Here is a 19,451-nt window from a genome sequence, read left to right on the forward strand (position 1 = left end):
CTAGCCTTGCCAAGGCAATGCCGATCCCTCGGCATCCCCCCGTTTTTCATCATGTGATCATTCAGTAGAGCAGGCTGTAGAGCTTGCGACGGTAGTTCTGTGCCGCCGGATGGGCGCCCATGGTGGTCAGAATGTCGAGATAGGTCTTCTTGGCATCGCCAAAAGCCAGGTCGTGCTTGAGGATGGTGAACAGCAAGGTCAGTGCCTCTTCCTGTCGACCCGCCTGGTTGTATTGCACCGCCAGCTCCTGGGTCAGGGGGAAATTGTCAGGATCCTGCTCGTAACGTGCCTCCAGCGCCCGCAGTTCCGGGCTGTCTGCGGCCTGCAGTGCCAGCGCCAGTCGGGAGCTCAGAGTCTGATAGTGGTCATCCTGCGCGATCATGGGGATCTTGCCGAGCCGCTCCTGCGCTTCGTCCAGCAGATTGAGATCCAGCGCCGCCTGAATGAGCCACAGGCTGATGTCGTGGCGCTCAGGGGCCAGCTGGTGAGCCTTGGTGAGATGGGCATAGGCCACATCCGCCTGACCGTCAGCCAGAGCCTGTTGCGCCTGCTCGAACAGCAGTTCCTCCTCCTTGGGAGCGAAGGCGGCAAAATAGTGGCGCAGGGTTGCTTCGTCCTGCGGCCCTTCCAGAATGGCCTGCTCGTCCGGGCGACCCTGATGGAAGAGTACCAGTGCAGGCAGGGCACGCAGACCAAGCTGGCTGGCCAGCGGTTGCAGCTGCGGATCGTTCATGTCGACCCTGGCCAGGGTCACCTGGGGGTTGGCCGGGCCAACCAGTGACTCCACCAGCGTGGTCATGCCCTGGCACTCGGGCATTTGGGGGGCGTGGAAATAGATGACGACCGGCTTTTTCATGGAAGCATCGATCAGTGCGGCTTGGAAGTTCTGGGGATTGATGTCGACGATCATGAGGCTGTCTCTTGGAAAATGGTGTGAGTTAACATGGGGTTGATAGGGGCGGATTTCAAGTTGTCGTCCAGCAGCCAGCCGTTGACGGCCAGGGTTGGGGCGGCGAGGCTGAGCCAGCCGCCGCCAAGGGGCCAATCCTGTACCTGGTAATCGTGTTCATCGAGCCTGTTATCGAGCCGCCACTCCTGCTGCGGCACAAAGCATATCTTGTCGAGCCCGGCTGCAATGCCGGCACCATGGGCCTTCAACACCGCCTCCTTGCGTGACCAGAGCCGATAGAAGGCGCTTTCCTGTTCTTCAGCCGGCAGGGCGGCGAGCCACTCGTACTCGCTGGTTGCATAGAAGCGTCTGGCCAGTGGCAGGGTTTGGCGGCGACGCTGGCCCAACTCTACATCTACCCCAAGTGGCCCCTTGGCACAGAGTGCGATCACCAGCCAGTCGCCACTGTGGCTGAGGTTGAACTGCCAGCGCTGGTCGCTCAGCTCGGGTTTGCCGTGGGGATTGGTGCAAAACAGCAGCTCGCTGGCCTGGCACTGCAGGTGATCGGCCAGCAGCCACCTGAGCAGCACTCGGCTGACCAGGAACTCCTGGCGGCGTCTTTGGTGGTGGATCCCCTGCCACTGTTGCCGCTCTGTCGGGGAGAGTGCGTCCGTCAGCAGAGCCAACTGGTCGACGCTGACATTTGCCGGTTTTAACAAGTAGAGATCCACAGCGATCATAATTTTTCACTTTAAAAGAGGGATGAAACAGCGATAAGAGTCAGTTTAATCGAGCAAGGACGGTCGCTTTCGAGATTGTATATTGTTTGGGCATGCTCACATTAATCACGGTAAATAATGCATTTACTTGCAAAAATGTGATCTCGATTGGGATTTTCACTTGCCTCAATAGGATTCTTGGATATAGTCAAGTGCTGTTGCCTTATAAATTGCCCTTTGGGGCCGTATTTTAACAAGTTTTACTATTTTTGCGGGGATAAAGGATTGCGCCACCTGATACTGCTGCTGGTCGCGCTCGGAATGGTGGGTTGTGCTTCGGCACCCCAGCCCGAGGTCGCGAGCAAGATTGAAGTTTCCATGATGGAACCCATTATTGAACCGGAAGCTTCGCAAACACCCGATGTGAACGAAATCCTGACAGTATATAAAGAGTGGCGTGGTGTTCCTTACCGTATGGGGGGCAGCAGCCAGCGAGGCATAGATTGCTCCGCCTTTGCCCGTGAAGTGTTCCGCAATGCAGTCGGTGTCGAATTACCCCGTGACACCCGCTCCCAAGTCCATGAAGGGACTCGAGTTTCCAAGCAAGATCTGGTCGAAGGGGACTTGGTATTCTTCAAGATCAATCGTCGTCTCAATCATGTCGGTATCTATGTGGGCAATGGTGAATTCATCCACGCCTCGACCCGTGCCGGAGTGACGCGCTCCAAGCTGAATAGCTCCTATTGGCGCAGCAAGTTCTGGCAAGCACGCCGGATCGACATCTGAGTCAGGCTGGACAAGCGGCTCGCAGTACGGACTGTTTTTCCAACCTCACTTGAACCGGGCACCTTAAGCCCGGTTTTTTGTGGCTGTGATTTAGACTTTCCGGGGCCAAATCACTATAGTGTGGGCCCGTTTTCCCTCGGCAGGCCCAGCATGAAGACCCCCTCCCACCGCAAATCCGGATTGCATCCACGCAATCGCCATCAGGCTCCCTATGATTTCGATGCGCTCTGCCAGCGTACCCCCGAGTTGCGACCTTTGGTATTCGTCAATGAGCACGGTACCCAGACCCTGGATTTTGCTGATCCTGCCGCCGTCAAGGCGCTGAACAAGGCCTTGCTGGCACTGCACTACGGTATCCAGCACTGGGATCTGCCTGCGGGTTATCTTTGCCCACCGATCCCGGGGCGGGTGGACTATCTGCATCGGGTCGCGGATCTGCTGGCCGAGAGTGCGGGACGCGTACCGACCGGCAAGGGGATACGAGTGCTGGATATTGGGGTGGGGGCGAACTGCATCTACCCGCTGCTGGGGGCGCGCGAATATGGCTGGCGCTTCGTCGGGTCGGATATCGATCCTGTCTCGGTCAAGGCAGCGAACTTGCTGGCCAAGAGCAACGGGCTGGGTGGACAGGTCGAGTGCCGCCATCAGGGCAATGCCAAACATGTCTTTCACGGCATCATAAGCCCGCAGGAGCGCTTCGCCCTGACCCTGTGCAACCCGCCGTTCCATGGCTCGCTCGATGAGGCGAGCAAGGGCAGCGAGCGCAAGCTGCGCAATCTAGGCAAAGCCGTTAAGGGGGGGCCTGTGCTCAATTTCGGCGGCCAGAAGGCCGAGCTCTGGTGCGAAGGGGGAGAGGCCGCGTTTCTCGCCACCATGATTGCCCAGAGCAAGGAGTTCGCCAGCCAGTGTCTCTGGTTCAGCTCGCTGGTGTCGAAGAAGGAGAACTTGCCGGCTGCGAAGAAGGCGCTGGCCCAGGTCGGTGCTCGTCAGGTGCGGGTGATCGACATGGCGCAGGGCAACAAGGTGAGCCGGATCCTGGCCTGGTGTTTTCTGGATGAGGCCACCTGTAAGCAGTGGTGGCAACCGGCACCGCGTGACGACGCCTGACGAGCCAAGCAAGGTATCGACAGAAGCTCTCAGATGGCATTCCCCCGGTTTCGGTCCCGGGGATCATGGCAGCGTGACGCTGGCCATGGTAATCGTTTTTCTCCTTGTGCCATCAGGCTTGCAGCCAACAGGTTAGTGACCACTTCTGCTCGTGGTACAGCTGTACGCTGAGATTTTTTTGCACTTGCTGTTGAAACTTTCATAAAATGGGACTGGTTAGACCTCTTTACAGGCTTTGAATCGAATAGGGATCGGTAGATGAAAGTTGTCGATTTTCTGAAGCGCAAGCGTGAAATTCTGGCGCAGCACCCCTTTGAGCTCAAGGATTGGCTCTCTCCGGCGATCCGCGACTACTGGCGTGAGTTTCAGCAAAAGGCACATCTTCACCCTCTGCTGGGTCGTGTGCTGGACCTGCACACTGACAGCCAGTCCGTGCAGCGGCAAGCTGGCGTGGTGCAGGTTGCCAACGGCCAGCCCCAGCAGGCGGATGAGCCGGCAGTTGAGCTTAATGGTGAGGCGGCTGCCCTGTTTGCCACTCTGCAGCCCAGCATAGGCGCTGAGACCCACGTGGGTGAATGGTTGCTGGTGAGTCAGCAGATGATCAATGCATTTGCCGCCGTGACCGGCGACAACCAGTGGATCCATACCAACCCTGAACGTGCCGCTGCCGAGTCGCCGTTCAAGACCACCATAGCCCATGGCTTTTTGACCCTGGCGCTGCTGCCACGGTTGACGGGCAGCATCAACGAGGCGACGCCCGAGTTTCCGGATGCTCGCATGGTGGTGAACTTCGGGCTGGACCAGGTGCGTTTTCCGTATCCTATCAAGGTGGACAGCAATATCCGCGCACGCACCAAATTGCTGCGAGTGACTCCCATCAAGGGGGGGCTTGAGCTGCTCAAGGAGATCAAGGTCGAGATCGAAGGCATTCGTCGTCCCGGCTGTGTCATTGAATCTGTCACCCGGATCTACTTCTGATGTCGTGATGGTTGTCGCCCGGTGGCATGAATCGTATTGAAATAAAACAGGCTCACCCAGGTGAGCCTGTTTTATTTATGGCGTTATGGTGCTTGTCAGTGGCACAGACCCTTGTTCAGGAATGGCTTGCCCTGATGTCTAGAAGCTGGCCCCCAGGCTTATCAGATGGCGCCACTCCTTACCTGCCAGCTGTTGGTGAATATCTTGGTCATCCAACCGGGCATCTTCCCAGTCGAGCTCGCTTGACCAGGAGAGGCGCAAGTGATCGTTGAAGTAGTAACGCAGCCCCAGACTCCCCTGAATGGATTGCTCCCTTGTTACATAAGGAGAGGGCTGGGCCAGGTAGCGCTTGTAGCCCCCCTTGCTGAATATCTCTATGCTCTCTGACCACAAGATGACCGGCTGTCGGTAATCCCAGCCCAAATTGAGGAGGGGATAGTTGATGATCCTGTCATCAAAGATGTCGGCGATGATGGACTCATCGTAGGCCGCAGGTCTGAGATATGTGCGCTCCAGACCTACCTGGGTGATGAGCTCAAGGCGCCGTTTCTTGTCGTTCCAGAACCTGTAACCCGGGCCCGAGGCATAACTCAGGTTCAGGTAGTTAGCGTCGAGCATCTGATAGTCATAGTCGATGGAAGAGCGCACGAACCAGTGCTGGTCAAAGAAGAAGTCCAGCATGGGCTTGAGTTGATACTCATGTTTGTTGGTGACGTTGTTGGCCGTTTCGTAGATGTACTCCCCATTCAGGCTGTATCGCCAGTCGAGATTGGCGACCTCTGTCTCGGCCTTCAGGTTGACGTTGTTGGTCTGCTTCTCATTGTGCCTTAGCCTCACGTTCAGATCGCTGCTGCCGGTCCACAGCCAGGCGCGCTTGTCATCCTGCGTGGTAAGGGCGCGCAGGGTAATGCCGGTCTTCACCGTCGGTTTTGGCTTGTCCTGCTTCTCGATACGCCAGCGTTTGACCGCCTCGCGCTTGACCGTCACCGGTGAACTGTAGGGCAGTGCTATGCGCACCTGTTCATCCGTGATCTCCTCTATGGTGCCGGTCAGCCGGTCACCGTTGTCCATCCAGAGGATGTCGGCCAGCGCCACCGGGCTGAGCAAGATGGCGAGCAAGAACCAGACGCGGTATTTCATGGAAAATCCTTCATGAACACAGGGTTGCCGTTAACCGCTGACGGGGCGTGGAACGCCGTTTTTATTGTTCAGCACGGCAGCGACCTTGTCACCGTCGATCTCGGGCATGGCGATAAAGGTTTCCACCTCGGCTGAGAGGATCAGGGGGGGACCCTGCTCCAGCTCCAGTTCAGTGCGAGAAAGGGGGGAGTGGACCTCCAGCCAGTGGCGGCCATCGGGCTCGCTGGCCGTCTTGACCGGCTGGTTGATCACCCGTACCTGGGTGCCGAGGGGGACTATCTTGAACAGGGCCTCGATATCATCGGGGCGCAGGCGAATGCAGCCTGCACTGACCCTCAGCCCGACGCCAAACTCCTTGTTGGTGCCATGAATGAGGTAGTCCTGCTTGCCGTAACCCAGGCGCATGGCAAACTTGCCGAGGGGATTGTCCGGGCCTGGCGGCACGACCGCGGGTAGGGTGATGCCCTTCTGCTCCAGCCAGGATTTGCGCACCATGGGGCCGGGTACCCAAGTCGGGTTGGGGTTCTTGGCGATCACCGTCGTGGTCATTTCAGGGGTTTCCCGTCCTATGTCGCCGATGCCGATGGGCAAAACGATCACCTCATTTTTCCCCTTGGGGAAGTAGTAGAGACGCAGTTCGGGCAGGTTGATGACTATCCCCTCTCTTGGCACATCCGGCAGCAACATCTGGGTCGGCAGGGTCAAGCGAGTTCCTGTCTTGGGCAAATAGGGATCAACCCCGGGATTTGCCTCGAGCAGTGCCAAAAAACCAATCTGGGTGTGCTTGCCGATCAGTTCAAGGTGCTCACCTGGCTGGACTATGTAGTCCTCCAGCTCGCCAATCAAGCGGCTGCCAGCCGGTGGCAAGGTATAGGTCGTAGCCCAGGTTGGCGCGCTCCAGAGGCTGGCTGTCATTAGCAGCAGTGAGACGATTCGTGCATTGAACATGGTACTTCCTGTCAAATAGCGTGAGGGCCGATCACTACCCGCCCTGAAAAAAGAGGTGAAATTGTCAACCAATCCACTCCCGATTACCAGCCCGCCCCACAAGGGTTACAGGGGAGTCTTGTCTCAGAAAATGGCCCTTTTAACGACATCCCCCCTTTTTTAAGGCTATGTCCCAATTACGTGTTGCATGGGGCGCCCCAGCGCCTCATGCAAACATGCTTTGATATTTACGCCTTTTCCGTAACGCTCCAGCATCCTGCGCCAACCCAGGTAGTTCTTCAGGTAGTGCGTCGCCACGCCATGGAACCGCTCCATCCACTCTTTCAACCGATGGTGATACCCGTTTACGTGCTGGATGTGATACGCACCGACCACCCGTTCGCCTTGACGATTGCGCACCACCTGATGGGTTACACCCTGTTCTTTGCTGAAACAGGCATACACACCCGCTCCATCGCTACACAGCACCGCATCCGGTGACACCAACGGCTTCAACACCGCGATGACCGTCTCGGCATCTATTTTCTCCAACTGGAAATCCGCATGGTGGCCTTCACGGTCTTGTACCACCATCACCGGGATGTAATCTGGCCCGGTTCCACGAGTTCGACCTTTACCACCGCGATGACGTGCCGGACGCGGCAGTCCCCGCTGCCCCTTGAACGATTCAAGGAAGAAGGTCTCATCAACCTCAACGATGCCCTCTTCCCGGGTGGCCTGATGGGTTGCCATCGCGCGCAAGAAGCGGTGACGCCAGAGGAACGCGGTGTTTTTGCTGACCCCACAGCGCCGCGCGGCTTGGCGGACAGTCAGTCCCTCGATGAGGGCTTGCGCGTAGTCTTCCCAGCACTGGGCTTTGCGCAACCGTGCCAGAGGAGTTTTAGTCAAAACGGTGCTGGTGCGCAGACACAGTTTGCAACGGTAGCGGCGCAGTCCCCGACTCCATCCCCAGGGTGCCAGCTGGGTGACATCAGCCTGACAATGTGGGCAGCCACTGCATGCCGGTAACTGAGTATTGAGCGAGGTAATGGTGTGGGGTGCAGTGAGCTCCTGCTGAGCAACACGGCGCTGGCGCAGGGTTAACTGGGGAAAAAGGGACAACAGGTGTTGAAAGGCTGGGGTATCCATGATGGTAGACCTCAAGGTGATGGCCTACTTCAAGATTAGCCTTTCAACACGTAATTGGGACAGAGCCTTTTTTAATACAGTGCCAGATAACCTTGGCTGAACGCTGCCCGTGATGGAAAATACCGCAACCTGTCACCCACAAACAGGCCTGTTGTGGGGGCGTCATCACACTTGCCAGGCTGTCTAAGGGACTGGACCCGGTGCGCTGAGGCCAAAGCGCCGTCGAAGTACCACGTGCAGGCCCCACGGTAGAAACAGTGTTGCTTGCCTGTTTTATAGGCAGTCATTTGATCTTTAAAGAGATTCTGGTTGATTTACCAGACCGGGTTCGGTAAGAATGAAGCCCTGCGGAGAGATGCCGGAGTGGCCGAACGGGATTGACTCGAAATCAATTGTGGTAGCAATACCACCCAGGGTTCGAATCCCTGTCTCTCCGCCATATTAAAGGCCCAACCTATTGAAAAGGTTGGGTTTTTAATTTTGTTGGTTTTTTCGGTATGCCATTGAGTATGCCATTAGGTGTTGGCTGTCCTGCTCCTCGATAGCATCTCTTTGGACAGGTCATCGTCATTACTCCTTCAGTTTAACCAAAGCCAGAGAGGGCCATCGGCCCCCTCTTGCTATCTATGTTGTTGGTCAGTGCAAACAGCACTGCTTGTACTTCTTGCCGCTGCCACAGGGGCACGGCTCGTTGCGGCCAATCTTGATGGGTGCCACCACTGGTTGTGAACGTACCGGTCGCTCGCCACGTTGTGCCAGAAAGTAGGCATGCAGGATACGAGCAGCAAAACGAGCCTTGGTGGCTTGCTCTTGCAGATGTTCATTGCTGTACGCTTCCAGCGACGTAGGCATCTTCTCCAGCGGTTCAGCTATCATCGCCAGTGCAGCAGCTTCCGGGGCCGGTAGCGTGGGCCATGGCGCCAGCTCAAGACCTCCCTGGTAACCACCACACCAGTCGTGGATCAGAGGAACCCACTCACCATGTTGCTCAAATTCAGGCGCAACTGGGATATAGTCTTCTGCCGCATAGGTCAGAGTGGTCGCAATGTCGTTGCTGTGGCGCATCACCAGGTCGATAAAGCGTTCCAGTTCTGCTTCGCTTTGCCACTCGGGTTGATCCTGCTCACCACCCCAGATCGCGTTGAGCCAGGTGCTCGGCATGATGAGGTGAGGGCCAGAAACCACTGCCGTCAAAAAGCCATCGAGCATCGACATCGAGGCAATGCTGTTCTCACTGCCGTAGCGCTCCAGCAGCGCTTCCAGCTCATCGAACTCTTCATCACTCAAAATTTCAAACGATTGCATCAGTTGTTCCCGGTTGGTGGTATTTTTTGAAGTTCTCCGCCTGCTCCAGGACGCTCTTGTAGACCTCATCGTTGGCCACAGGCGGAAAACCGTAGCGGTGTAGCAGCAGGATCAGGTCTACCTTCAGCTTGGCCTTGATATCGTCGCGGTTGCTCCAGTCAGGGTACTGGGCGTTGTTATCAACCGTCACCTTCATCTCTTTGGCCAGTTCCAGCATCTTGGCTTCGTCATAGGTGAACTGGTACTTCACGCACATGTGCTCGAGGATATCGAGAAACGCCTTCTCCTCCATGTCGATGCCGATATCGGCGAACGACATCATCTCGGACTTGATGTCGTAAATCATGTCGGCCATCTGCTGGGTGAAGGCATCGAACTCTTCACCGTTGAGCACGTCGTTCTCTTTACGCTGGTTGTACTGTTCCACCAGTGCCTGGAAGCGTTTGGAGAAGTTAATCCCCTGCAGCTGGTTCACCTTTTGAAAATCGCTGATGGCCTTGGCCAACATCTTTTGCAGCAGTTGCATCCGGGTGTTGGGCAGCTTGATCTTGCCAATGCGGTCCATGTACTCGTCATCAAAGATATCGATGGTCTCTGCCTTGTCCTCACCTAGGGTGAATATCTCCTCCACCCCTTCCGCCTTGAGGGCCTCTGCAATCATCTCCCGCACCTTCTGGTTCATCTGTGCGGTATCAGGCGCATCACCCTTGGTGAGCTTGTAGACGATGGAGCGCACTGCCAGATAGAAGTGGATCAGCTCGCGCTCCTCCTGGCCAATCTCCTCACTGCCCACGCACACGTCATAGGCAGCCTTGAGCCGTTTCACCAAGCCCATAAAGCGCAGCTCAATCTTCTTGGTCTGCAGGGCAAACTCGGCGGCGCGGTTGAGGCAGTCGAGCTGCAGGGTCGGCGTGTCAGAGAAATAATCACGGCTATCGAAGGTATGGAACACCTGGCCAAGCAGATGCAGGTGATTGCGCACCTCGATCAGCGATTGCTGAACATCTTCAAAGTTGGACTTGTCCGCCTTCGAGTACATGGCCAGTGCCATGTTCATCCGGCTTTTGATCCCGATGTAATCGACCACCAGCCCCTTCTCCTTGCCTTCAAAGCGGCGGTTGACCCGGGAGATGGTCTGGATCAGGTTGTGCTTTTGCAGCGGCTTGTCGATGTAGATGGTATCGAGCTCCGGCACATCAAAGCCGGTCAGCCACATATCCACCACGATGGCGATTTTGAAGTTGGATTTGGGGTTCTTGAACTGCTTGTCCAGCTCGCGGCGATACTCCTTGGTGCCGAGCAAGTCATACATGGCCTGCTCATCATCCTGGCCACGGGTCATCACCATATTGACCTGGGGCAGGCGTATCAGCTCCTTGGCCTCTTGCTCTGTGAGGGGGACGCCATCGATGGCCAGTTTGTGCTCGAACCACTCGGGGCGTTTCAGTTTGAGGCTCTGATAGAAGGCATAGGCAATCTCCCGGCTGGCACAGACAAACATCGCCTTGCCTTTGACGGTCGAGCCTTCAGCCACCCGTTGCTCATAATGCTTGGCGAAGTCCTTGGCCAGCGCCTCGATGCGATCCGGGTCGCCCAGGATCGAGTTCATGCTGGCCGTGGTCTTCTTGCTCTCTTCAATCTGGTGCTCGCTGGCTCCCTGCGCTTCGCACTCCTGGTAGTACTGCTCGATCTCTTCCAGCTTGCTGTTATCAAGTACCACCTTGGCGGCGCGGCCTTCATAGACAATGCGTACCGTGATCTGGTCGTTGACTGACTCGGTCATGGTGTAGCTGTCGATGGTGGGGCCGAATACATCCAGGGTGGCGTCGATAGGCGTACCGGTAAAGCCCACATAGGTGGCGTTGGGTAGCGAGTCGTGCAGGTACTTGGCGAAGCCATAAGTCTTTTTGATGGTGCCCTTCTCTTGGTCGAAGGTGAGCTTCAAATCAAGGTTGATCTGGCTGCGGTGGGCCTCATCAGAGATACAGATGATATTGCTGCGATCGGAGAGCTTTTGGATATCTTCGGTGAACTTGTGAATGGTGGTGAGGAATACCCCGCCACTGGCACGGCCAGCCAGCTTGTCACGCAGATCCTGACGGCTGGTGACCGGCTCAATCATCGCATCACCGATAAAAGCGGTGGCGCTGCAGAACTGCTTGGAGAGCTGCTCATCGAGATCGGTACGGTCGGTAATGAGGATGATGGTCGGGCTGGCAAAGTCGATGCTCTTCATCAAGAGGCGCGCCAAAAACTGCATGGTGTAGCTCTTGCCACAGCCGGTGGCGCCAAAGTAGGTGCCACCCTTACCGCTACCTCCGTGATTTTCTACCACCATCACCCCGGTGCTGTCAGGGCGGCTCACCAGCTGTTTGCGCTCTTTTTTGATGTTGTAGTAGAGCTTGCGGGCCGCGTAATACTGCGGATAGCGGCAGCAGATCTTGGTTTCACTCTTGGATGTGTCAGGGAAGAAGACGAAGTTCTTCACCACATCGAGCAGCCGTACCGGGTGAAACAGCCCCTGGATCAGGGTGTAGAGACCATTGATACCCTCCTGCTCGGTGGATTCGTTACCGGTCACCTTGCGCCAGGCATAGTAGAACTCATAGGGGGCAAACAGGTTGCCCATCTTGTTATTCACCCCATCACTGACGATACACAGGGCGTTATAGACGAACAGCTTGGGAATATCGCGCCGGTAGCGCACACAGAGCTGGCGCCAGGCGTCATAGGTGGTGGCCTCTTCACCGCGCACCGCCGATTTGAACTCGAACACCACCAGCGGTAGGCCATTGACGTAGAGGATGGCATCAGGGATGCGGGTCTGTAGCCCGCCATCGCGGGTCTGGCCTTCGATCTCGAGCTGATTCACCACTCGATAGATATTGTGGTCGGCCTCGGTGATCACCTCCTCTTGCCCCACGAACATACTGGCCAGCTGGCTTGGCAAGGTCCGGGTATCTATCAACTCGATATAGAGGTCTTTCTGATCCCGATCTTCGCGCTTGAGCAAAAAGCCATTACTGAGCCAGTGGCAGAAGGTTTTATTGCTCTGGTAAAGGTCACTGGCGGGCAGGCTCTGCAACTGGTGCAGAATGGTCGCAATCTCACCTTCGGTAATGCCATCGGCCTGATACTGGCGCGCCAAAAACTCACGCAGGTCATCGGCGATCAGCACCTCGCTGTTATCCTTGCGTGGCACATCGCTACCGACATAGTGAGGGTAACAGGGCTGGCCAGCTGAGTTAAGATGCTTTCCCAGCAGGGTGATAATGGCCTGTTCCAGCTTTGCTTCCGTGAAAATATGGCTCATGGCAATGGCTTCTTCTATTTGCTCAAAATGGGTTCGTTAATGCTGGGCGTATCGGCATGGCGAATGGGTGGCGTAGCCACAGCTACTCCATCCATTCCTTGGCTAGACCCGCCTCAATATTATTGAGGCGCAGTTCGCCGGAAATCAGCTTAGGTAATAGGATGTCTCGGAGATTAGCCAACGCAATACTTTCCTTTGTATTCTGCTTTAACTTTTTAAATGACGGCAACGCCAAACTAGAAAACTCGTTCATTATCTCAACAGATGGAATGGCGATCTGGTAGTCATCAAAACAGCCATTCTGTACTCTTTGCCGTCCAGATGAACCGACCATGCTTTGCATTACATGTTGTCTGAAGTTTTCATATCTAGCTAAACAAGCAACATAGGTATGGTGAACTTTTTCATTACCACGAAGAATAATGAACTCCGTTGAGCCAAAACCTGATTCATTTTCAGATAGAAAATCAACGATTCCCGTTTTACCGTTCTGTAAACAAGGTGTTATACGAGCAAGTAATACATCATTATTTTGGAACTTCATGCCCCCAGAGAAAGGTTTTTCGATAACATCTTCTATTGAGTAACCCTGTGTGGGCAGGGCTTTCATATCAACGAATTTCGCGATTTTATTTTTAGCCAAATTAACTTTTGGATTAATTGTTATAGCCTCAGATACACATTTAACTGTCCACCCCTGTGGCACCCAGCCACCAAGACCAACAGAAGGCTCGGCGCACTCCTCAAAGGCGGCGGGGAACAGTTGGCGGGTAGCGTCTGGCAGCGGCTTAAAGCCAGCGTGTTCACGCATGGCTTTACGGGCCTCGGCACGGCGCAGCAGCTCGTCAGAGAAGGCTAAATCCTGCGCAAAGAAGCCTGCATCCAGCGCGTTATCGACCACAGGATCGAAGTCCACAAACCACGACTTGAACAGCGCCTGCGCCATCTGCTCTAGAGTCTGGTTGATTTGGCGGTTGAGGGTGATTTTTTTATCTAATCCTCTCAGTAATTTCGCACCATCTTGCTGATATTTCAATGGTGGAATTTTAATTGGAATTTCCTTTAGTGCCTTACCTGTAAGGTGCTTAATTGTAGTGCCAGTAAAAAAAGGATCAATATGGCCTGCTCGAGTGGAAAAAAGGAACCAGTAGTATAAGTACTCACCATCTAACCCTGGCAGTGGCCTTACACGATGTAACGCTTTTTGTATCTTCATATTTGGGATGTTACCTTCCCAAATTGCACATCGTCCGGGTTCACCACCCTCACAAATAATTAAGTCGCCTTTTATAATTCCATAACGATCATGCTCATGTGCTTCGAACTTCATTTCCGAAAGATCATCAAGCTCGAACGCTCCCCACCTTACATTACTATTACCTAGGTAAGGATGGTATTCGCCAGTATTCTTATTCTTGTCTAGCATTTTCCCTAGGCAAGATTCGACATAGTCACCGAGTTTGGCTTGTGTCCAGTTATTTCCCATAACCCAGCGCCTCCATATTGGAGCGGATCGCTTGGTCCAGCGCAGTAGCTTCATCCAACTGGCGATAGAGGGTCTGGGTTAACTCCTGCATCTTGGTCTCAAAGGCGATGCCGTCATCTTCAATATCGGCTGCGCCCACATAGCGACCCGGGGTCAGCACATAGTCGTTGGCTTTCATGTCGTCGAGCGTCGCGACCTTGCAGAAACCAGCCTGATCTTGATATTGCTCAATCCCGATCTCTTTAGCCTCAACACGGCGCTTGAGTTCGCCCTCGTCACTGCGCCAAGCGTGGAAGGTATCGGCGATGGTGGCGATATCGGCCGTGGTCAGCTCTTTCTGGGTGCGACTGATCATGGTGCCGAGATTGCGGGCATCGATAAACAGGGTCTCACCACGGCGATCGCGGTAGCCATATTTGACGCTGGCCTGTTTGCTCTTGCTGATAAACCACAGGCAAACCGGGATCTGGGTGGTGTAGAACAGCTGGCCCGGCAGGGCGATCATGCATTCGATACGGTCATCTTCGATCAGCTTTTGGCGGATCTCTCCTTCACCGCTGCTGTTGGAGCTCATCGAACCGTTGGCCAGTACAAAACCCGCTATGCCATCTTCTGACAGCTTGGAGAGCATATGGAGTATCCAGCCGTAGTTGGCATTACCGGTGGGCGGGGTACGGAAACCGGCAAAGCGCGGGTCGTTGGTCAGCTCCGCCTCGTTGCGCCAATCTTTCAAGTTAAACGGTGGGTTAGCCATGATGAAATCGGCTTTGAGATCCGGGTGTTGGTCAGCAAAGAAGGTGTCGGCCGGGCGCTCCCCCAGATTGCCGGAAAGACCGCGCACCGCCAGGTTCATCTTGGCCAGCTTGTAAGTGGTGCTGGTCAGCTCCTGACCGTAGATGGCGATATCCTGGCTCTTGCCCTGATGGCTTTGCACAAACTTGAGGGACTGGACGAACATGCCGCCCGAGCCACAGCAGGGGTCATAGATCTTGCCCTGATAGGGTTCAAGCATCTCGGCCAGCAGGGTGACCACGGCTTTGGGGGTATAGAACTCGCCGCCGCCCTTGCCTTCACTGGCGGCAAACTTGCCAAGGAAGTACTCATACACCCGGCCCACCAGATCCTCTTCGGTCAGATCGCATTCACTGGCGAGGGTGTCGATGTTCTCGATGCTGTCGATCAAAGAGGCGAGCTTGGTCGCGTCGAGCCCCAAGCGGGAGAAGTAGTTATCGGGCAGGGCATTGGCCAGCGAGGCGTTGCACTTCTCGATGGTCGAGAGGGCCGTATCGATAATGACGGCAATATCATCCTGCTTGGCGCGGGCACTGATATAGCCCCAGCGTGCCGCTTCGGGCAGAAAGAACACATTGTCTTGCTGGTAGAACACATCCATATCGACAAAGGCTTCCTGGCCGTTGGCGATGAGCTGTGCGCGCTTGGCCTCGAACTTGTCGCTGATAAATTTGAGGAACACCAGGCTCAGCACCACGTGCTTGTATTCGGAGGATTCCACGCTGCCACGCAGCTGGTTGGCGGTATCCCAGAGGGTCTCTTCAAAGCCTTTGCTGGCTTTCTTGGCGGGTGCTTTTTTCGGGGCGGTGGCCATGTATCTGTGTTCTCTTATTCTTCTGAAAAATAATCGGTGTCCAGCGCCTTGATGGCGAAGACCTGACGGGTGGAGACACCCACGTTGTGTTCAATCATCAGGGCGGTGAGACGAGTACCGTCGATCAGCACGATGCGCTTCTCAATCTCCCCCACATATTCTTGCGCCTCGCGGCTAAAGCCAGACGTGGTGATAAAGACCCCTTTCCGGGCTTTGTAGCGGTCGAGTGCCCCGGCGAAGGACTGGACCTCTGGACTGCCCACCGTCCTGTCGGTGTAGCGCTTGGCTTGCAGGTAGATGGAGTCGAGCCCCAGCTTGTCTTCTTTGATGATGCCATCGATCCCGCCATCGCTGCTGTAGCGGGTGGTATGGCTAGCTTCTTGAGCACTGCCGCCGTACCCCATAGCGACCATCAGATCGACTACCAGCTGTTCAAAGAAGCGAGGGGAAAGCCCAAGGATCTCGGCCAGCAGATCGTCGGCAAGGGAGCGATTGATGGCGGCCAGCGCCTGCTCAATGTGCTCTTGCGGGGTGCTGGCCTGATCGGGTTGTGGCTGCTCGCTCAGGGGCGCCACGATTTGCCGCGCATTGCCCGCACCTTCACTGGGCGCCTGGGTAAAGGCCACAAACTCGCCGAACTGGGCAAGGTAGCGATTGTCGATAGGCAGACCAGAAGCCAAAGCAGCTTTGCCACGAGCTGTGATCACGCAGATGCCCCGCTTAGGTTGGGCGATAAGCCCGGCTTTCACCAAGTAGGTCTTGGCCCAGCCGACCCGGCTGCGCAAGGTGGTTTGACGACCACTTGGCAAGGCTTCGGCAAGCTGTTGCGGTGTGAAGGCATAGTGCTGACAAACCCGATCGAATACTTCCCGTAGAGGGCGCGGTATACCATCGGCCAAGACCTTGAGCACCACCGGCATCATGGCTTCATAGCTGGGCAGGGTTTCTTTCATCGGGCGACCAGAGCGAGACAAAACAGGGGCGTATCTTGCCACAGCGACATAGCTGGAGCCAGTTGGTGTCGAGGATTCTGGGAGCAGCTTAGAAAAAACAAAATAACAAAAACAAAGGGAGGGCCACGCATTGGCCTTCCCTTCGACCGACACACTTATCACGGACGAGTAGGTGCAAAAATGTTACCACAAGCGAATGTGTGGTCACGCCTTGCGGTCAGGATTGGCGTTCGTGCTCGTGGCAGGGTAAATGCAGATATAGAGATATCCATGGCTGCCCAAGGTATCGGCTTCACAGGTGAAACCGCCGTGCTGGATAGTGATGCACTGCTGGCTGCGGGGATCCAATTCCCCTCTCAAGAGCTTTCCTTCTAATTCCTTAATGATGGCTGGGAAGGCGGCTTCCAGCTGGTCTATTGCCTCCTCTTCCCATTTGCCAACCAGTGAGGCGCGGTCTGACAAAAAGTGGAGGCGATGATGCTCTTGAATAAGACGAGCGCCAAAGCGCGGTGTAACGGTGTGGGACAAGCCCCACTGCGTAAAAATCCGAGTGGGCTGGTCTGGTGCTGCGGGTTGTTGGTCATTGGTGTGGGTGGTTGTCGTGGTCATGATTAGCGATACCTCAGTTGAATGTCGATGATGGTGCCGGGCACGTTGTGGCGCTGTCGCAATCTGGTCAGATGCACGGGGAGGTCTGTCAGGCTTGCTAGCCTCCCCCGATAAAGCCGGGAGAGATTGATGTAGTCGGGATGGCTCACGGTGATGGTCACCTGATGCCCAGGCTGCCAGCGGCCAAACAGGCGTGCTTTGGCGTCCTTGATGCTGGTAATGCCGGGCGCCGGTAACGTCTGCCGGTTGCGCAAATGCAGTTTGTTGAGTTCGGGAGCATAGCGATGCACCTCGAGCCCGGTGATAAGACGGGTCATGTTCGGTGACTCCAATGATGCAAAGGGCCAGCCTGTGAGGGCTGGCCCTTTATGCTGTTTGTGGATGAGCGAGACGGTGGGACCTCAACGAGCGCAGTCAGCTGTATCATTGATAACTTGCTTGCAATTGAGTCGGTCCAGCAGGTGCAGCGAGCCGTATTGGGCCACCAGTCGGTCTATGGCCATCTGGGCGCATGTCGTTCTGCTGGGCTTATTCTCTGGTATTGCGTAACGAGCGGTGAGCCAGCCACCGAGCAGGGCTATGCGGTAGCCACTCGGGATGTGGGTGAGCGACGTTCCTATCCCCCTCCCGTGTATGAGGAAAGGCACGGCCTGCCCACCGATGTCGATATCCATGCGTTGCCCCTTTAGCTCGAAGGTAGTGAGCTCGCCGGTTTGTGGATGTTTGCCAGGCACCTTGATAGTGATGTGTTTGGCCATTTCACACCTCCGGCTTGGCTTCAAAGTGGTGGGTCACAACGCCTGCTTCCGGGTCGATGCTGATAAACGCCGGGGCTTGCGGGTGGTACTGGTAGAGTCGCGCCAATTCAGCGCGAAACGCCTCGATGCTTGGCGCCATCACATGGTGGGTATCCCCCTCGGCATAGGTAAAAGTCTCCAGCTTCTCGGTGTTAATCCAGATGCCGTAGTACCAGGCGTCCTCCTCGGTGTCGTATTGCTGCCAGCCCTGAGCCAGCAGTGTTCGGTCGTAGTAGTAGCGGTCAGCCTGATGGCACCCCCGGTCGATGCGGCAACCAGTCACGGTGAGCTCAAGCGGGATACTGCCCGCCTTGTGGGCCTTCTTGACCCGGCGCAGCAGCTTGAGTGCCTTGGTTCTGCTACGGCCATTACCGAGCGGTTGCGGCTGTCTGGCCCGTAATGCCAGGTGGGTCATTATCTTCGGTGCGGTGTTGTGGTTGAGCTGGCCGATGGCAGCGGTTATCTGCCGAGCGGACAGGGATTTGTAATCACACAGGTTGTGCATGGTGGATTCCTTCAAATGCAAACAGCCCCTCGGCGTGAGGGGCTGTTAGAGGTCTTGTTTGTGCTGGTGGCCGTGGCTCAGGTGTGACTACTCCAATCCGGCTCGTCATTACTACCGTGGTTGACGTAGGCCCCTACTATCACCCGCTGCCACTCGCCGACCGGTTGACCCGCTGCATTACAGGGGCAGCGAAAGCGGGCGAAGTTAATCTCTCGTGGCAGGTGCTCACGCATATCTCGTGGACTGACAAAGAGCGTGGTCTTGTGCAGTACCGGGTTGGGGGCGACCAGCGGGCCGCCAATACGTCTCCCCTCCACATCGTGGGCATAGGCAAAACTCGGCAACATCAACTGCTGGCTGATGAGCTTGGCGAGCCCTGAATGGGCACACATGGCCTCCGCCACGGCGGCTTGGCTAAAGCTGTCGGTAAATTCAATCATTGGTGTTTCTCCCTTTCTGCAGGTATGCGGTAAGCCGCGGCCAGCAGCGCAAATTGTTCGACCAGGTAACTGATGCTGATGCCCAGTTCATCACTGACCCCATCCCCTAGACGCTGATGCAGCTGTGCCATGTCATCGGCGATGTGTTGAGCCAGGTGGGCCGTTGAACTCGGTGGTGAACCCGTCATCGTCAGGGTGATGGAGATATTCATCGCATCTCTCCCCAAGGGGCTTTCTCCCACAATGACAATCGGGTCAGCACGTCTTGCGCCAGCGCTTGCTGCAACTGCTGTATCACCTTCACTAGCCGGGGAGCCTGCTCGGGGCTCCCGCTCCATTCACTCGATTGGTACAGGGCGCAGCAGGTGAATTTGTACAGCGCCACCAGTTCTGCATCGGTGAGTGGTGCCTGGTGGTAACGGTGGGCAGGTTTAAACGGACTCAGCTTGTTCGAGCGGTGCTGACGTGGTTCCTTGTGGTCCTGCTGACGCCCCAGCTGATAGCGATGCCAGACTGCACGGCGGTTGGCGAGCATCATCAACCGTACCAACCGATCAACTCGCCACGTCCAGGTACTGGTCGTGTCTGCTGGCGGTATCCACCAGAGGGTGCGCAGCAACTCAAGGGTGTAATGGGGTGGCATCGGGGCATTGCAAAATTGGTGTAACTGCACGGCAAAGGCCAGGTAATCCTGGCTGTCAATCATGAAGGCAGACATAGGGATGGTTCCTTGAAATGAACA

General features: G+C 55.8%; 20 protein-coding genes and 1 tRNA gene. 4 read left to right on the forward strand and 17 right to left on the reverse strand.

Features of this window, described 5'->3' with window-relative positions:
• Window positions 1-61: 61 nt before the first annotated feature.
• A complete protein-coding gene (locus tag WJM78_RS05120; RefSeq protein WP_042038305.1) occupies window positions 62-910 on the reverse strand; it encodes a tetratricopeptide repeat protein in 849 nt (282 codons plus the stop codon).
• Window positions 907-1,629 carry a 4'-phosphopantetheinyl transferase family protein gene (locus WJM78_RS05125; RefSeq protein WP_339014196.1) on the reverse strand — a complete coding sequence of 241 codons (723 nt, stop codon included), beginning with the start codon at window positions 1,627-1,629 and terminating at the stop codon, window positions 907-909. Before WJM78_RS05125 ends, WJM78_RS05120 begins: the two co-directional genes overlap by 4 nt.
• Before the next feature lie 300 nt (window positions 1,630-1,929).
• Here WJM78_RS05125 and WJM78_RS05130 point away from each other — a divergent pair, with 300 nt between their 5' ends.
• The 3 genes from WJM78_RS05130 (at window position 1,930) to WJM78_RS05140 (ending at window position 4,479) form a co-directional block, all read left to right on the forward strand.
• Window positions 1,930-2,394, forward strand: coding sequence for a C40 family peptidase (locus WJM78_RS05130; RefSeq protein ID WP_042038374.1), 465 nt, complete (start codon window positions 1,930-1,932; stop codon window positions 2,392-2,394).
• A gap of 150 nt (window positions 2,395-2,544) precedes the next feature.
• Window positions 2,545-3,501 carry a 23S rRNA (adenine(1618)-N(6))-methyltransferase RlmF gene (gene rlmF / locus WJM78_RS05135; protein WP_339014198.1) on the forward strand — a complete coding sequence of 319 codons (957 nt, stop codon included), beginning with the start codon at window positions 2,545-2,547 and terminating at the stop codon, window positions 3,499-3,501.
• Between the two features lie 258 nt (window positions 3,502-3,759).
• Window positions 3,760-4,479: a MaoC family dehydratase gene (locus tag WJM78_RS05140; RefSeq protein ID WP_212514825.1), complete on the forward strand. Its 720-nt coding sequence runs from the start codon at window positions 3,760-3,762 to the stop codon at window positions 4,477-4,479.
• Window positions 4,480-4,617: 138 nt separating this feature from the next.
• Here the strand turns inward: WJM78_RS05140 and WJM78_RS05145 are convergent, their stop codons facing one another.
• The 3 genes from WJM78_RS05145 to WJM78_RS05155 all read right to left on the reverse strand — a co-directional run bounded on the left by WJM78_RS05145 (window position 4,618) and on the right by WJM78_RS05155 (window position 7,695).
• Entirely contained in the window at window positions 4,618-5,619 is a 1,002-nt protein-coding gene (locus WJM78_RS05145; RefSeq protein ID WP_108537450.1) for a DUF481 domain-containing protein, read from the reverse strand.
• Between the two features lie 30 nt (window positions 5,620-5,649).
• Window positions 5,650-6,567, reverse strand: coding sequence for a L,D-transpeptidase family protein (locus WJM78_RS05150; RefSeq protein ID WP_212514827.1), 918 nt, complete (start codon window positions 6,565-6,567; stop codon window positions 5,650-5,652).
• Window positions 6,568-6,732: 165 nt separating this feature from the next.
• Window positions 6,733-7,695, reverse strand: coding sequence for an IS1595 family transposase (locus tag WJM78_RS05155; RefSeq protein ID WP_339014202.1), 963 nt, complete (start codon window positions 7,693-7,695; stop codon window positions 6,733-6,735).
• A gap of 349 nt (window positions 7,696-8,044) precedes the next feature.
• On the opposite strand from WJM78_RS05155, the gene WJM78_RS05160 reads away from it, so the two are divergent.
• Window positions 8,045-8,134: transfer RNA gene (locus WJM78_RS05160), tRNA-Ser, on the forward strand.
• A 197-nt stretch (window positions 8,135-8,331) separates the two neighbouring features.
• Here the strand turns inward: WJM78_RS05160 and WJM78_RS05165 are convergent.
• From WJM78_RS05165 to WJM78_RS05220, 12 genes are all read right to left on the reverse strand, one after another.
• A complete protein-coding gene (locus WJM78_RS05165; RefSeq protein WP_339014204.1) occupies window positions 8,332-9,000 on the reverse strand; it encodes a UPF0149 family protein in 669 nt (222 codons plus the stop codon).
• Window positions 8,987-12,313, reverse strand: a complete 3,327-nt coding sequence (locus WJM78_RS05170; RefSeq protein ID WP_339014206.1) for an HsdR family type I site-specific deoxyribonuclease — start codon at window positions 12,311-12,313, stop codon at window positions 8,987-8,989. The genes WJM78_RS05165 and WJM78_RS05170 overlap by 14 nt, the downstream gene beginning before the upstream one ends.
• Before the next feature lie 82 nt (window positions 12,314-12,395).
• Entirely contained in the window at window positions 12,396-13,799 is a 1,404-nt protein-coding gene (locus tag WJM78_RS05175) for a restriction endonuclease subunit S (RefSeq protein WP_339014208.1), read from the reverse strand.
• Entirely contained in the window at window positions 13,789-15,405 is a 1,617-nt protein-coding gene (locus WJM78_RS05180) for a class I SAM-dependent DNA methyltransferase (RefSeq protein WP_339014209.1), read from the reverse strand. Before WJM78_RS05180 ends, WJM78_RS05175 begins: the two co-directional genes overlap by 11 nt.
• Before the next feature lie 14 nt (window positions 15,406-15,419).
• Window positions 15,420-16,358 (reverse strand): restriction endonuclease, encoded by a 939-nt coding sequence (locus WJM78_RS05185; RefSeq protein ID WP_339014211.1) that lies wholly within the window; start codon window positions 16,356-16,358, stop codon window positions 15,420-15,422.
• A gap of 204 nt (window positions 16,359-16,562) precedes the next feature.
• Window positions 16,563-16,967 (reverse strand): type IV toxin-antitoxin system YeeU family antitoxin, encoded by a 405-nt coding sequence (locus tag WJM78_RS05190; protein WP_339014213.1) that lies wholly within the window; start codon window positions 16,965-16,967, stop codon window positions 16,563-16,565.
• Between the two features lie 2 nt (window positions 16,968-16,969).
• Window positions 16,970-17,284, reverse strand: a complete 315-nt coding sequence (locus WJM78_RS05195) for a hypothetical protein (protein ID WP_339014215.1) — start codon at window positions 17,282-17,284, stop codon at window positions 16,970-16,972.
• A gap of 84 nt (window positions 17,285-17,368) precedes the next feature.
• On the reverse strand, window positions 17,369-17,725 hold the full coding sequence (locus WJM78_RS05200) for a hypothetical protein (protein ID WP_339014217.1): 357 nt from the start codon (window positions 17,723-17,725) through the stop codon (window positions 17,369-17,371).
• A 1-nt stretch (window position 17,726) separates the two neighbouring features.
• Window positions 17,727-18,269 carry a hypothetical protein gene (locus tag WJM78_RS05205; protein WP_339014219.1) on the reverse strand — a complete coding sequence of 181 codons (543 nt, stop codon included), beginning with the start codon at window positions 18,267-18,269 and terminating at the stop codon, window positions 17,727-17,729.
• A 77-nt stretch (window positions 18,270-18,346) separates the two neighbouring features.
• Window positions 18,347-18,709 carry a hypothetical protein gene (locus WJM78_RS05210; protein WP_339014221.1) on the reverse strand — a complete coding sequence of 121 codons (363 nt, stop codon included), beginning with the start codon at window positions 18,707-18,709 and terminating at the stop codon, window positions 18,347-18,349.
• A complete protein-coding gene (locus WJM78_RS05215; RefSeq protein WP_339014223.1) occupies window positions 18,706-18,921 on the reverse strand; it encodes a hypothetical protein in 216 nt (71 codons plus the stop codon). Before WJM78_RS05215 ends, WJM78_RS05210 begins: the two co-directional genes overlap by 4 nt.
• The gene (locus tag WJM78_RS05220; protein ID WP_339014225.1) at window positions 18,918-19,427 is read right to left on the reverse strand and encodes a hypothetical protein; all 510 of its coding nucleotides are present in this window, start codon (window positions 19,425-19,427) and stop codon (window positions 18,918-18,920) included. Before WJM78_RS05220 ends, WJM78_RS05215 begins: the two co-directional genes overlap by 4 nt.
• Between the last annotated feature and the right edge of the window lie 24 nt (window positions 19,428-19,451).

Source organism: Aeromonas popoffii (assembly GCF_037818705.1).
Lineage (GTDB): Bacteria > Pseudomonadota > Gammaproteobacteria > Enterobacterales > Aeromonadaceae > Aeromonas > Aeromonas popoffii.